The sequence below is a fragment of the Bacteroides mediterraneensis genome, from assembly GCF_025993685.1.
GTDB lineage: Bacteria > Bacteroidota > Bacteroidia > Bacteroidales > Bacteroidaceae > Phocaeicola > Phocaeicola mediterraneensis_A.
Genome location: NZ_DAJPEN010000001.1, coordinates 2954360 through 2968076 on the forward strand (window position 1 = coordinate 2954360; position 13717 = coordinate 2968076).

The window sequence follows — 13717 nt, forward strand, 5'->3', positions numbered from 1 at the left end:
ATTAAGATTTTAAATAATCAAAGGTCATGCCCTACCACTCCTTGACAGGCACAGAGCATGACGCTTTGAGTTTTAGTTATCCCAGCCGATGGCGTTGCCGCCTTTTGAATAAGCAGCGTTGTAGTTGGTCGTCGTAGGGGACGAACTACCCGTCCGCAACTGGAAGTTAAAGTTGTTGTTGATGATGGTCTGAACCAAATTACCGGTATATGTGTCGTTTGGATCTATCTGGTTTATAAGCACAATTCCCAGAGTGGCATCGTCAGTCCTAGTTTGGAGGAAGTCGACCGCTTTCGGATTAATCTTTGCTGTCAAAGCATTCACAGTTTCCTGTGTTTCATTAGTATCATTCCATCTTTCGGATTTATAGGATCCGCCGATATCATTCAAGAACCACATGTCGTGATTATCATTGTCTTGATAATACGTGACACTTCTATTCCACATGTCTTTCATATTATCTTCTTTCTGTGTATAGGTTTCATTAGTATATGGATTTCCCCACATGCTGAACTCATGATCAGAAATTCGAGTTGACTCGTGATAGAACCATTTCATTGTTGAGGCAGTGCTACTATTAGAAGTACCCCATCGCAAATCGTTGATAGCATAAGCGTCTGTTTCGGTAAGGTCTACATCGTTACTGTTATCAACAACTGCACCCCATTGGGCAAACATAGCAGGAATATTGTTAGGTGAAGCCAAATGATTACCCATTGTAGTATTGTTGTAGTTTACCTTAATGATAATTTTACCTTTTACATCATTAATGGTTGTATTCGGCTTAATTTCATCAGTGTATATTCTATATTTGTCTGGGTCAGAGTCATTAGCCATAGCTTTCAAGTCAGTTTCAATAGCTTCCATCCATGCTTGAGTACCAGAAGTTCCAAATAATCCGCCGCCGCTGTGTCTATCGCAAGCGTTCTCAGCACAAGTCAGCAGAATAAAGGCGTATTCATTACTTGTGTTATTAGTCTTTGCCAACTCTGTTTCAGCAGTCTTCAATTCATTAGCAATCTCTTCAACAATATCTTTGAAAGGCGTATCTATTCTTTGCTCCGCAACCGTCATGTAAAGAGTTTGGTCGGAAGCGCTGTTGCCATTACTTTTACTTGCTGTTTGAATTTGGAACGCACGCACACCGTTTTTAAACTGATCTGTAATTGACAGATTCTGATAAGCTACACTTGCATCATTGGCAGTAGTCTGATATGACATCTTACTGCCAGGGAGTGAAAGCTCGGTGACAAAGATATTCGGATCAAGAGATGACATCCAGTAGTTCGTGCCATGACTTGATACAGGTGGCAGAATAACTGTATTCACTTTGTGAGCCTCGATACCATCATCAACTGTACCGCCTTGAGCATCCAGTGTACGGGTAAGCACACTAGAGTTGAAAGGAGCTACACGAATCTGAATTTGCTGCTTGTCTGCGCTAGGATCACTGGTATCATAAGCTTTCGGAAGCAGATAAGCCCGAACAATAATCTGGTCATTAGGTTTCAAGGTGATAAAATCTTTCTTTGTTTTATCATACAATTCGATAGAAACCTGGTTGCGGGTAGAAGCAGTGTTTACTACACCTTCATATGTTGGAGCTGTAGCAGTGCCGTCTTGGACTCCAGACATATTGCAGACAAACTTACCGTTCAATATATCATTATTGAGTGAACGCACCTGTACAGAGGACATCTTAACTTCTCCTTCTGTCGGTCCATTGATCACGATATCAAGAATTGTAACCCATGGATGGAAGGTTAATGTGACGTCTCCACCTTCTGTCTTATTATGAGTACCGTATGCCCACATAAAGGCATAGTCGGTATTGGCTATACCCCTATAAATTGTTCCACCTTTTTCATTCTTTTCTGAATCATCCCAACTTACAGGATCCTGTTCGGTAGGGATTTCTCCCTCAATCTTTCCGTCTCTCTCTCCCTCAACGGCACTTGCAGGATAAAAAGCGTAAAAGTGATGAGTTTCAGACGCCCCCCACTGCAATCCATTCTCGCCCATCTTTGTCACGGTCGAAGAGTGTGTAGCATCATTTTCATCAGGCGTAACACTATAATCAACCAGTTTGGTCTGAGCTGCTTCCGGGCAATAAATGGTAATCTGATCGCCAGTTTCCCAAGATACTTTATAATAAGATTTCCCATCCTCAGTAGTAGGCTCATTATCATATGAGGTACGAGTCCCTACATCTGTCAGAGACGAACCAAATGCAATCTCGTCACCTGTCTGAGCTGGAATCACAGGTTTTTCGACGACATCCTCCTTACAGCCCAGCAAAGTAATAGCCACGGCTGCACATAAATAATATCCATATTTTTTCATAATCAACCATTTAATTAATTATTCCATGTACTCTCTGTATTACCAGTTACATCCCAACCAATAGTGGTATAGTCCCCGGTATTTCCTACTTCATGACCTGTAATGTTCACTCCATCATCTTGCTGATTCTTCTCATCAAAAATGGAGGCATTCATAAACCCTTGTTCCAACTCCACTTCCACAAAGGTGGTCTGCGGAGTTTCATACTCTTTTTGCTTTTGATTCTTCATAAAAATTCCTCACTTTCTTTTTAGATTTAATTAATTAACTTCCAAATTCTCAAATAATTCGCTTCACTCTCATTTAGTTTTTCCATACGCATTTATTTAAAAACAAATTTCACTTTTTCTTTTTTTCATGCCCGTATCCATAACCATACCCGTAACCATATCCGTACCCGTAGCCATACCCGTGACGTTCCGGATTAGCCCCGTTCAGCACCAAAGCCATATTCTTCAGCTTCTTTTCCTGATACAGCTGTTCGATGTCGGGCAGCTGGCGGCGGTCCAGCTTGCCGGCACGTACCACGAAAATGGTCAGGTCGGTCACACGGTTGGCAATCGTGGCATCGGCAATCAGCCCTACCGGCACATTGTCCACAATGATGTAGTCGTAGCGGCGGCGCAGCTCGTTCATCAGCTCGTCCAGCCGTACGTCCATCAGCAGTTCGGCAGGGTTGGGCGCTACCGGACCCGAACCGATAAAGTCGAACTGCTCCTTTTGCTGGATGATTTCGTCCACCTGAATGGTATTGTCCGACAAGTAGTTGGTCATCCCTTTATGGTGGTGATGCCCAAATCTCCGGCTCAATGTCCCCTTACGGATATCTAGGTCGACGATAATGACCCGCTTCTTCATGTAAGCCAGACTCATGGCCAGGTTGCGGGCAATGAAGGTCTTTCCGGCACCAATGTTGAACGAGGTAAAGGTGATGACCTGCATCGGCTTGTCTTTCTTGGCCAGAAACGCCATGTTGGTACGCAGAATACGGAAAGCCTCGGTCACGATGTCATCCCCCTGCTCTTTCACGGTAAAGGCATTCTTTCCATGATCTTTCAAAGCCTCCTTGTCCAGCGGGATTTCGCCCAGATAAGGCACGGAAGTGGCACCTTCGATGTCTTTCCGTCCGTGTACCCGCGTATCCATGAAGAGGATGCCCAGGAAAACCACTCCCGGCAAGGCGATGCCAACCAGCACGCCCAGCAGCAGGATACGGTCCCGCTTGGGAGAGATAGGTGCGTTGCTGCCCTCTGCCCCGTCTATCACGCGGGCATTGTTGTCGGCCATGGCCTGCGAAAGCGCATTCTCTTCCCGCTTGTTCAGCAGGAACAGATAAAGTGCCTCCTTGATTTTCTGCTGGCGTTCGATAGACAGCATCTTTCTTTCCTTGGTCGGGATGGCCGTCACACGGCTCTGTGCCCGCATCTCGCGGTTCTGCGCATCGTTGCGCTTCACGTCCAGACTCACAATCATGTTGTCTACCGCCCGGATGATGCTCTGCTTCATGGCATGCAAGGAGTTGTTCAGCTCCTTCACCACGGGGTTGTTCACGCTGCTGTCGTCTATCAGACGGTCACGCTTCAGCTTGGCCGCATTGTACAGACTAATCTGGTTCTCGATGTTCATGTCGCTGATACCCGTATTCGACGGAATCAGGTCGGTTTCCTTGCTGGGGTCGGTCAGGTAGTTCTTGATAAAGCCCGCCAACCGAATCTGCGTCTCCAGTTCCAAGGCATCCGAGCTGTATTTCTGCGACTCGCTCATGTACATGCCTGCCGAAGAAGAGATGTCCACAATCTGGTTCTGCTGCTTGAACGATTCCAGGTCGGATTCCACATTGCCCAGCTCGCGTTCGATGATAATCAGACGCTCACTGATGAAATTGGCGGTATTCACTGCCACCTGGTTCTTTTCCTTGATGGCTTCTTCGTTGTACACCGTAATCAGGGTGTTCAGCACATCCTCCGCACGGGCCGGCGAACTGTCTTTCAGGGCCAGTGTCAGGATGGAAGATTCTTCCTCTTCCTGCTGGATGCCCAACCCGTTTTTATAGTAGTTCACCATTGCCTCTACCGGAAGTTTCCGCACGCGTATCGGTGTGTCCAGCCACTCCTTCTGCAAATAGTTCGTCGCCGTCACCACCACGTTTATTCCTTTACTGATGGCCACCGTGTCGTTCAATTTCACGTCACGGGGAGCGGCGGCGATGCCCGAAAAGTCGGACAAGGAAACCGTCTTCTCGTTTTTCAGGGTCATCGTGAACGAGAAGCTCTGCTCCGGCAGCACATCCGGGAAACTGACCAGCACGGGCGACTGCGTGTAAAGCTCGTTCATGCGCAAGCCGTCCTCCACCTGATAGCTCACCTCGGCATGTATGCGCTGCACCACCTCACGCATCAGTTTCTTGGAGCGGAACTGCAAGATTTCATTGGCCACATTCACCTTGTTGATGATATTGTCAAAACGGTCCAGCCCGGAAGTGGAAGTCTTGTTCGACGGGTCTTTGATGATGACCGTGGCCGAACGGAAATACACCAGCGGCGAACGGGCGTAATTGTACCAGGCGATGCCTCCGCAAATCAGGACGGAAAGCAAGAACCATTTCCACTGGGAAGCCAGATAGACAAATAAATCCACCAGGTTGAGTCCCTGGTCGTTTTTATTAGAAGAGTTGGTTGTCTGCATATTGTTCTGAAAAAATAATTAGCGTTACTTTTATTTGAGTACCCACAGCAGAGAACATACTGCCGTAACCACAGACAGCAGGGTGGTACCAATCTGCCAGCCGCGGTCTTCGTTGTCTTTCTTCTTGTACTTGGGCTCTACATACACGATGTCGTTCTGCTGGAGGTAGAAGCAGGGGGAGTCGAAGATGTCCTTGCTGCGCAGGTCGTGCATGAACATCTGCCGATTGCCGTCTACCTCGCGAATCACGGCCACCCGGTCTATTCTCGCCTTGGCCGTCAGGTCGCCCGCCTTGGCAATGGCTTCCAGCAGTGTCACCCGGTCGCCGTCTACCGTGTAAGTACCGTTACCTCCCACAGCTCCCAGCACGGTGTACTTGAAGTTCAGGAATTCGATGGAAACCAACGGGTCTTTCATGTATTCTCCCTCTTCTATCTTTTCCTTAATCAAATCGCGCACCTCGCTCACCTTCATGCCTTCGATGTGCAACTTGCCCAGAATCGGGAAATCGATGTTTCCGTCCACATCCACCCGGTAGCCTTTTTCATTGACCTTGCTCGTGGCATCCGATGTCACATTTCCGTCTGCCCCTACACGGAACGTTCCGTCGTAGATGTTGAACGGGATGGCCAGTTCCGGGTTCTTGCAACTGACCGTGATACTCAACCGGTCGTCCCGGTGAATCACAGCCTCATATTTGTTTTCGATGGGATATTTCAGTCCCATCTCCATATCCTGCAAATACACAAAATTCTTGCGTGAAGCGCAGGAAGTCAACAGTAGCAGGGCAAACAAGCTTGCCCATAAAAACGATTGTTTTCTCATAATCCAGGTATATAATAATTAAAGTATTATCCGTTTCATTCTCATTGGTCGGACGGTGACAAGGCACGGTGGCACATCAGAGCCGCCTCTTCATCGGGTCTGCATTCCAGTATCCCGACCGGAACCTGTTCGGCCAGCTGGACCAGTGTGTCGTACAGGCACGAACGCAAAGCCACATCCTGACGGATGACCGAACAGCCGGGAAGGATGGCCGCAAAAGCATCCACCTCCGTCTGCCGGTAAAACCGGTTGGCCGGAGCCTGCTTCAGACGCACCATTCCCCCCAAGGGAAAACAAAGCGGCTTGTAGCAGGGAGTCTTGCCACTCCACGGAGTGCCGTAAGTATATGCCTTTCCCTGAATCATACGCAGGGTGGGGTTGTCGTCGTTCAGCAGTTCCACTCCAGGCACATACTTCATCCACAGTGCCGCATGTGTGCTTTTGCCGGTCCCGCTTCTGCCCATGAAAAGGAAAGCCCGGTTTCCACAAAAGACCGCCGAAGCATGGAGGGAAATTCCCCCACGGTAAAGCACCGCCTGCGAATAGGCAATCCGAAGTAAGGAAGACAATGCATGCCCTGCCAGCCTCTCGTTTTCATACAAATATACCTGGACAGTAGAAAAGAAAACGTCGGCCTGCATGACATGCAATCTTCCTTTTTGTTCCGCGGAAAGGGTGACACAATACCCCTCAGCTTCCTTATCATATTTATACAAACTCACATAGCCCATATCGCTGACCGTACTTTCCAGCAAAGTGCCGGGAAGCACACCGGAGGGTCTTTCCGCCGCCGCATACACCGTACACGTCAGCAGTTTTTCTGTCTCTTCCGCCTCATCCGGGCAACGGAAAGCGCGGAAAGAGGGCAGCAAGGCATCTACATTCCATCCCTGAGGCAGGCTGATTTGCAATGTGAAACCTGCTACCGAAAAATTATATTTTATCCTCATTTGAATTGTCCTTTCAACAGACTGGATACAATCCAGAAACTTTCTTTCGGGGCATAGCGGAACGCAAACCCCATATTTCTCCGAAAAGCGCATGCCGTCTGCCACTTCCGTTTCCACGATGGAACCACCGGGCGCAGATTGCCGGCATTGTACTGGCCGAAATTGCCTCCCCGCCAGATTATATCGAGCAAGGGAGAAGCCTCGGAAGCCCTGTCCGGATAAGGCAGACATTCCACCGGCAGTCCGAGATGATTCACCAGGCAGGCATGCAACAGGCTGTGCCAGCGTCCCAGTCCCAGGTGAAGACTGATTCTTTTCACTTCCACGGCATCGACTTCCTGATGCAAGGTGTAGCAGGTACGGGCCAGGTCGCACAACTGCCGCAACCCGATGCCCCATCCAAGAGCATGTTTCAAGATATGCAGGCTCTGCAACAACAGATTCAGTACCGGAGAAGGCACCGTGATTTCAGTCCCGTCCTCATTTCCCAAAGAAACGTGGCTGTAGCCGTACCGAGGTACCAGCTGACCAGCATAATGCCGCAGAAAAGGATTGTGTAAATCCAGCAACCGGGTGTGATGCTCTATCGCCACGCCTTTCCAGGTATAGGCAATGCTCTGGTCGGGCATTTTTTCTTCCTGCAACTTGCAGCGGCGCACGAAATAAGAAGCCCGCTCAAAGTCCTGCCGGCTTTCAAAATAAAAATCAATGTCGCCGCATTCCCGCCACAACGGTTTTTCATACAACGAAGCCACGCCTTGTCCTTTCTGCAACACAGGGCGCACACCAATGGATGTAAACATCTTCACCAGCGACACCAGCACCTCATTCATCCGGCGGTTCTTCCGCTCGATGGCATCCGTCTCCGCCATCCAGCGCACGAGCAACGGCTCCGAAGGCAGCAGGTCCTCGCTCAAAGACAACACCCCCTGAAACACGATTCCGGTCACCGTCTGCTGCCGTGACAACAGATAAACCTTTTGCCACTCCGCTTCTGTGAGCGGGAAACAGGAAGCATCTTCCACTCCACGCTCCCACAAACCGGCTCTCAACAGCACCAGCAATGCCGCATGTATCTTCTCCACCGTCCGATTCTATTTCAGTATATGATTCTATTCGGATTCAGTCACCACCAGTCCGAACTGCCGCCATTCCGCCAGCTGGTTTTCCACGTCGTGAAAAGCCCTTTCCCGTTCCACCTGATAGTCCTCACACAGCCGGTCGGTGAGCTCATCCGGCGAAGATACACCTTCCGCCAGCCGTTCCCACATCCATGCCGCCGTACCATTCAGGCTGTACACGTGGCTCAGGTTCACATTATTCTCACACGCATCCACAATCATGTAACGGTTGCCAATCTTCCGCAACTGCAACCCTTTTCGTATTCCCAACTTATTCTGCTCCATAATTCATCTTCCAATTAAAACTTCTTTCCTCCCAAAATGGCCGTTGCCGTCAGCCAGATAATCTTGATATCCACCCATAACGAACGGGTACGCATGTACTCCAGATCCATCCGCAGACGTTCCAACATCTTCTCCATGGTATCAGTGTACCCATTGTAGAGCGTAGCCTTGGAGAACAGTCCCGGACGCAGCTTGTACAACAGCTCATAATCCGGATTGATGGCCCTGATTTTGTCTACAAAAAACTTCCGTTCCGGGCGCGGTCCCACGAAGCTCATCTCCCCTTTCAGCACATTCCACAGCTGAGGAAGCTCATCCAGGTGGTGTTCCCGCAGGAAACGTCCGATTCTGGTCAGCCGCGCATCGTCTTTCTGGCATAAGGCCGGCTTTCCGTCCGCTTCCGAATCCACCCTCATGGAGCGGAACTTATACAAAGTGAACGGTTTGCCTTTATATCCAATCCGTTCTTGGCTGAAGATTACCGGACCACCGTCTTCCCGTTTGATAAGCCAGGATATCAGCAAAAATACCGGTGAAAAGACAAGCAATGCCACCAGACTTCCCGCTATATCCGCCACACGCTTTATCCTGCAGGAAGTGACCGACATTCCCTCCCCAAAATAATAAGTGCCGCTTGCCATATATGCCATCATGGCTTTCGACATGACATCTTCTTCATTAACCTTTTTCATAACTCCAAATATATTATTAAACATCTCTCTATCATACGTTCTTTGGTGAACAGGTCCCGATAACGCTTTCTCGCCCCTTCGGAAAACCGCCGATAGGTTTCCGCGTCTCCTGTCACCTTCTCAATGGCCTCCGCCAGCTCCTGCGCCTTTTCCGGTTCCACATTCAAACCCGACACGCCCTCCTGGTTCACCCAGGAAACCCCCGACTGAGGGATTCGCGTGGCCACCACCGGCTTGCCGCACGACATCGCCTCTATCTGTACGATGCCGAACGCCTCCGTCTTCTGTACGCTGCTCATGCAGAACACATCGCAGGCTCCATAATAGGCCGGCAAATCCTCGTCGCTGACCCTTCCCAACAGCTTTACTTTCCCTTGCAGGTTCAAATCCTCTATCTCCTGTTGCAGTTCGTCTTTCAAGGCTCCCGTGCCGCCAATCAGCACCACATAGTCCTCGCTCAGATACCGGGCTGCCTCGACCAGGAAACAAAATCCTTTGTAAGCCACCAGCCGCCCTAGGGAGAACACGATTTTCTTCCCCGGATATCGCTTCCGGATGGCCTCCACCGCCTCGGAGACAGGCACCATCGGCACCACCCCTATGGGCAGGCAAACCGTCTTTTCCTGCACCTCCTGCAGGCAAGGCGATTCGGCCAGATAGACGGGAGAAGTCCCCACAATCTTATCGGCCCGGCGCAACAGCCATTGCTGTAGCGGGCGATACAATTTCAACAGGATTTTCTGCTTCTGAATGTCACTGTGCCAGTGTAGCACCACCTTCCCTTTATACCCCGAAAGAAAAAGTGCCAGACAGGCCATCGGGTCGGGATGATGCACATGGATAATATCGTATTCCCCGCAAATCTTCCGCAACGTGAAAATCATGGAAGGCGAAATCATGGTCGCACACGCCTTTACCCACGTCCGGCAGCAGATGAGCCGGGCATATTCGTTCAACCGGATGGTCCGGTCGCCCCCCTCTTCCGCCGCACAAAGCATGTCACAAGGTATGTGTCTCTCCGACAATCCACTCATCAAATCAAACGCCACCTTTTCCACCCCTCCCCGTATCGGATAGAATTTCCCCAGTTGCAACACTTTCATCTTATCTGGATTCATACACCCACAATTTGTTTTTCAATTCTGTGTCTTTATCTATTTCTCGGACGGGCATTTCCGCTGTTTCACCAGCTCCGGATAGTTTCTCCGGACATACCCTCCCAGACTCTTCTCGTTCAAGCCCAGCCGTCGGGCAATTTCTTTCAGGCTTTCCGTCGTAGCGGCATACAGGCGTATCGCCTCCGCATACTTTTCTTCACTGCGGTGCAACACTTTCCGCCCTTCCTCCGTCACCGTCATCCCCTGCCGGCGCGCCAGTTCCGGCTCATATTTGTGAAGGTAGTTTCTGAACGTTTCCGGATGCAGGTGAAAGTCGGCAGCCACCTGCGCCACCGCCCGCGGATTCACTTTCAGACTTTCAATCGCCTCCGCATATTTGGCCGCCACCGTCTTCATCCGCCGGCGCTCCCGGCACAAGTTTATATGTGCATCCGCCGGTCCTGTAATTCCAGCGCGCTCAGCCACCAATTCCCTATGCCATTTATACAAGTACATGCGAAAACCCTCCGCCGGTACCCCCGTGCGCTTCACAATCTCCTTCAGCGTCAAGGCCGTATCTCTGTAAAGCGCCAACGCCTCCGCATATTTCCGTTCCGTCTGCGGCAGAGGCCGGTAGATACGTCCGTTCCCCGTCAGGTTCCCCCGCAATTGGCATCCCTTTGCCGCCTTCCGGGATTCCCTTTTCTGCTGCAGCAATTCTTTATGATAAAAACGCAGATGCTGCATCAGGCCCCCCACCGAAAGCCGGCACTCGTCCGCAATCTCCGGGATGGTCGCATTCGTGGTCTGATATAATTTCACGGCTTCCGCATACTGTTCCACACTCTCCATGCGTGCCCCACGCCGGAGGTTGTCATTAATCCCCAGCCGGACACGTACCTTCTCGCGCCACACCAGCGTATCCTCATAATGAATGTGCATGAAATTGGCCAGCGAAGCCCCGTCCACTCCAAACTTGCGTGCCACCTGAGACAGGTTCAAATCGATATATTCCAAAGAATCACAGGCCTCTACCGCCTCCTTGTATTTGGCATGCGCATTGACATTCTGCTGGCCGACCGCCATAATCTTCAGGGTCTCCAGCTGCTTGCCCTCAGCAGAAATATGATTCCGTCTCAGCACCAGCTCCCGCCAGTAACGCCGCAGATACTTTCCCAGCGCACCCACCGACACACGGCAAGTCTCCGCAATGGCCGCCAGCGTCTGGTCGGTATCCGCATACAGCTCCACCGCCTTTTCATATTTGCAATGAAGCGCATGCCGACGCAACAGCATCTCCTTCTCTCTGTTCGTCAAAGAAACGGCTTTTGAGTCAAAGCCCTCAAGGGGATTCATAGTGATTGGTTTTCGTGCGGTTACCCCCGCATTGTCAGTTCGTCGTACAAACGGATATAATCCTGATAACAGTCTTCTTTCTTGAAATGCGCCAACGCATATTCCCGGCACCGGCCTTGGTAATAAGCTTTTCCCCGCTGTTCCACCTGCCGTGCCGCTTCCAACAAGCCTTGCCAGTCACCTTGTTCCACCACAAAGCCCGTCTCTTCCGTCACCGCTTCCACACTTCCCCCCGTCCGGTACGTCACTACGGGAGTACCACAGGCAATCGCCTCCATATTCACCGTAGGATAATTATCCTGCCAGGTGGGATTGATAAACGCATCCGCAGCCGCATACAGTTCCGCCAGCTGCCGTATATTTTCTGTCCGGGCTATCCCGACCACCTTGCCGGGCAGTCTTTTTCTTTCTTCCGGCTTGACTCCTACCAGCACAATAAGTTCATCCTCCCGCAACCGTTCCGCCATCCGGATGAAATCGTCCAGCCCTTTCTCCTTACTCCAGATACTGGCTACCCCCAGCAGCACATGCTTGTTTTCCAGTCCATACTTCTTCCGCACTTCCGTGGAGTCATACACCTGAAACGCCTCCGTATTGATGCCATTGTGAATCACCCGGAAATCATATCCGCGGAAAAACGATTGCTGCATCTCGTCGCAAATCCATTGCGACACCGGCACCATTACCAGCCGGTCTTTCGGCATGGAAGTAAACGCCTTCCGCTTGTCCTCATAATTTTGTTCGCTCCGGTCATGCCACAGACTCGTCGGGAACAGTCCGCGCTGCGGGCAATCATGACATCCGTCCTGCCAACGGTTGCACCGTACATACGAATAATAATAACAATGCCCCGTGTACAGCCAGCAGTCGTGCACCGTCCATACCACCGGAATGTCACACTTTGACAGATAATCGAACAGAATCCGGAAATTCAGGAAATACCCATGAATGTTGTGGATATGAATCACGTCCGGCTTTATCTGTTCCATCCGTCGGATAAACTGTCGGGTAGCCCCCGAAGAAGCCAGTCCGTGCGCGTCCAGCAACCGCGTTTTCACGCCGTGCCACGCCACGCTCCACCTGTTTCCCACCGGCACCAGTTTCGAGGTGCACGGCTTGATGCCATCCCGTCCGCGGCTGTAGGCAATATAGCTTTCCCAACCGTTCCGCATGGCCAGTTCCCCAATTTCCTGCATGATACGTCCCGTTGAAGTAGAGACCCTCAACACAGGATTTATCTGAAGCAATTTTTTCATCGTGCTGTAATAGAAGTAAACAAGCGGATCCATCGTGCCATGACCGCTTCTTCCGAGTATGTGTCGACCACCTTCCGTGCATTCCGTGACAACATTCTGCGGTAAGCCTCATCCGTCATCACCTCCATCATGGCATTGGCCAACGCCTTAATATCCCCCTCGGATACCAGCAAACCGTTTATTCCGTGCTGGATAATATCTTTCGGGCCACATTTATAATCAAACGACACCACCGGCAGTCCGCAGGCCATCGCCTCAATCATCACCATCGGGAACCCCTCGTAATGGGAACTCATCACCAGCAGGGAGCTCTTCACATATTCCTCCCCTATCTGCCTGGTGGGCCGGTGAATCTGTACCGAATGCTGCAATCCCTTTTCCTCAATCATCCGCTGAAGCATCTCCTTCCATTCCCCTTGTCCGAAGATATCCAGCCGCCAGTCTGCAAACTTTCCTGTACGTTGTATTAATTCCCAAGCCTCAATCAGGCGGTCGAACCCCTTCTGGTAATCCAGCCGTCCTACGGCAATGACCCGTTTGTCCGTCACGTCCGAGCAGCTTTCGCTCACCTGCATGGCCGCATTGGGAATCACCTCGATGTTCGGCAAGTTGCCCCAGTAGCCCTTGTCTTCGTTGGTCAGCACCACGAACTTGTCAAACCTCCGGACAATCCGTTCGTCCTGACGGGTGCGCAACCTGTCAATCCATCCCAGCAAGCCCTTCCGGCCATATTGCAAACGGAAAAACTTGCAGAAATGCAGCTCGAGCACCTTCTTGCTCCCATCCTTGATGTCTGGAATGAAGGACGATTCCGAAGGATAAAGCGACACCACGATGTCCGGCCTTTCCTTTTGAAGCAACGCCGTCAGTTTCTGCTGATGCTCTTTCCGCTTGCGGAGATAACCGAAAATCTTTTTCCATGCCCCTTTGTCGTTGTCGTCCGAATAGTTGATGTCCAAATCCGTCATGCGCACTTTCTCCGGAAAGGGATAGAACGGAGGACGGTGATGCTGGTCGGTAGTAACGATGGAGACCTCCCATCCCGGAAGCTGGGAAAGGTACGTCACTTTGTTCAGCAGTACACGTTCCATTCCTCCGGGGTTATAT

At 50.7% G+C, this 13717-nt stretch carries 12 protein-coding genes; all 12 read right to left on the reverse strand.

The genetic code is table 11. The annotated features are described in order from the left end of the window. Positions 1–72 precede the first annotated feature (72 nt). The 12 genes from OIM59_RS12675 to OIM59_RS12730 all read right to left on the reverse strand — a co-directional run bounded on the left by OIM59_RS12675 (position 73) and on the right by OIM59_RS12730 (position 13701). Positions 73–2343: a hypothetical protein gene (locus tag OIM59_RS12675; RefSeq protein WP_303897069.1), complete on the reverse strand. Its 2271-nt coding sequence runs from the start codon at positions 2341–2343 to the stop codon at positions 73–75. A gap of 14 nt (positions 2344–2357) precedes the next feature. Further along, entirely contained in the window at positions 2358–2573 is a 216-nt protein-coding gene (locus OIM59_RS12680; protein ID WP_303897071.1) for a hypothetical protein, read from the reverse strand. A gap of 109 nt (positions 2574–2682) precedes the next feature. Next, positions 2683–5028: a tyrosine-protein kinase family protein gene (locus tag OIM59_RS12685; protein WP_303897073.1), complete on the reverse strand. Its 2346-nt coding sequence runs from the start codon at positions 5026–5028 to the stop codon at positions 2683–2685. A gap of 30 nt (positions 5029–5058) precedes the next feature. Then, positions 5059–5853: a polysaccharide biosynthesis/export family protein gene (locus OIM59_RS12690; RefSeq protein ID WP_303897075.1), complete on the reverse strand. Its 795-nt coding sequence runs from the start codon at positions 5851–5853 to the stop codon at positions 5059–5061. Between the two features lie 41 nt (positions 5854–5894). Beyond that, positions 5895–6803, reverse strand: a complete 909-nt coding sequence (locus OIM59_RS12695) for a phosphoenolpyruvate carboxykinase (RefSeq protein WP_299169699.1) — start codon at positions 6801–6803, stop codon at positions 5895–5897. Beyond that, the gene (locus OIM59_RS12700; RefSeq protein WP_299169697.1) at positions 6800–7888 is read right to left on the reverse strand and encodes a nucleotidyltransferase family protein; all 1089 of its coding nucleotides are present in this window, start codon (positions 7886–7888) and stop codon (positions 6800–6802) included. Before OIM59_RS12700 ends, OIM59_RS12695 begins: the two co-directional genes overlap by 4 nt. Positions 7889–7915: 27 nt before the next feature. Continuing rightward, complete coding sequence (locus OIM59_RS12705; protein WP_303897078.1) at positions 7916–8209, reverse strand: PqqD family protein; 294 nt, start codon at positions 8207–8209, stop codon at positions 7916–7918. Positions 8210–8223: 14 nt separating this feature from the next. After that, complete coding sequence (locus OIM59_RS12710; protein WP_299169828.1) at positions 8224–8817, reverse strand: sugar transferase; 594 nt, start codon at positions 8815–8817, stop codon at positions 8224–8226. An 80-nt stretch (positions 8818–8897) separates the two neighbouring features. Continuing rightward, positions 8898–10019, reverse strand: a complete 1122-nt coding sequence (locus OIM59_RS12715) for a glycosyltransferase family 4 protein (protein ID WP_303897080.1) — start codon at positions 10017–10019, stop codon at positions 8898–8900. A 36-nt stretch (positions 10020–10055) separates the two neighbouring features. Continuing rightward, positions 10056–11354, reverse strand: coding sequence for a hypothetical protein (locus tag OIM59_RS12720; RefSeq protein WP_303897082.1), 1299 nt, complete (start codon positions 11352–11354; stop codon positions 10056–10058). A 20-nt stretch (positions 11355–11374) separates the two neighbouring features. Beyond that, the gene (locus tag OIM59_RS12725; RefSeq protein ID WP_303897084.1) at positions 11375–12610 is read right to left on the reverse strand and encodes a glycosyltransferase; all 1236 of its coding nucleotides are present in this window, start codon (positions 12608–12610) and stop codon (positions 11375–11377) included. Continuing rightward, positions 12607–13701 (reverse strand): glycosyltransferase family 4 protein, encoded by a 1095-nt coding sequence (locus OIM59_RS12730; RefSeq protein ID WP_303897086.1) that lies wholly within the window; start codon positions 13699–13701, stop codon positions 12607–12609. Before OIM59_RS12730 ends, OIM59_RS12725 begins: the two co-directional genes overlap by 4 nt. Between the last annotated feature and the right edge of the window lie 16 nt (positions 13702–13717).

What these genes read in the sequence shown, in the direction of transcription:
- OIM59_RS12730 (WP_303897086.1), bottom strand. Translation starts at nt 13,701, where the DNA reads ATGGAACGTGTACTGCTGAACAAAGTGACGTACCTTTCCCAGCTTCCG.
- OIM59_RS12705 (WP_303897078.1), bottom strand. Translation starts at nt 8,209, where the DNA reads ATGGAGCAGAATAAGTTGGGAATACGAAAAGGGTTGCAGTTGCGGAAG.
- OIM59_RS12715 (WP_303897080.1), bottom strand. Translation starts at nt 10,019, where the DNA reads ATGAATCCAGATAAGATGAAAGTGTTGCAACTGGGGAAATTCTATCCG.
- OIM59_RS12680 (WP_303897071.1), bottom strand. Translation starts at nt 2,573, where the DNA reads ATGAAGAATCAAAAGCAAAAAGAGTATGAAACTCCGCAGACCACCTTT.
- OIM59_RS12710 (WP_299169828.1), bottom strand. Translation starts at nt 8,817, where the DNA reads ATGTCGGTCACTTCCTGCAGGATAAAGCGTGTGGCGGATATAGCGGGA.
- OIM59_RS12675 (WP_303897069.1), bottom strand. Translation starts at nt 2,343, where the DNA reads ATGAAAAAATATGGATATTATTTATGTGCAGCCGTGGCTATTACTTTG.
- OIM59_RS12720 (WP_303897082.1), bottom strand. Translation starts at nt 11,354, where the DNA reads ATGAATCCCCTTGAGGGCTTTGACTCAAAAGCCGTTTCTTTGACGAAC.
- OIM59_RS12725 (WP_303897084.1), bottom strand. Translation starts at nt 12,610, where the DNA reads ATGAAAAAATTGCTTCAGATAAATCCTGTGTTGAGGGTCTCTACTTCA.
- OIM59_RS12690 (WP_303897075.1), bottom strand. Translation starts at nt 5,853, where the DNA reads ATGAGAAAACAATCGTTTTTATGGGCAAGCTTGTTTGCCCTGCTACTG.
- OIM59_RS12695 (WP_299169699.1), bottom strand. Translation starts at nt 6,803, where the DNA reads ATGAGGATAAAATATAATTTTTCGGTAGCAGGTTTCACATTGCAAATC.
- OIM59_RS12685 (WP_303897073.1), bottom strand. Translation starts at nt 5,028, where the DNA reads ATGCAGACAACCAACTCTTCTAATAAAAACGACCAGGGACTCAACCTG.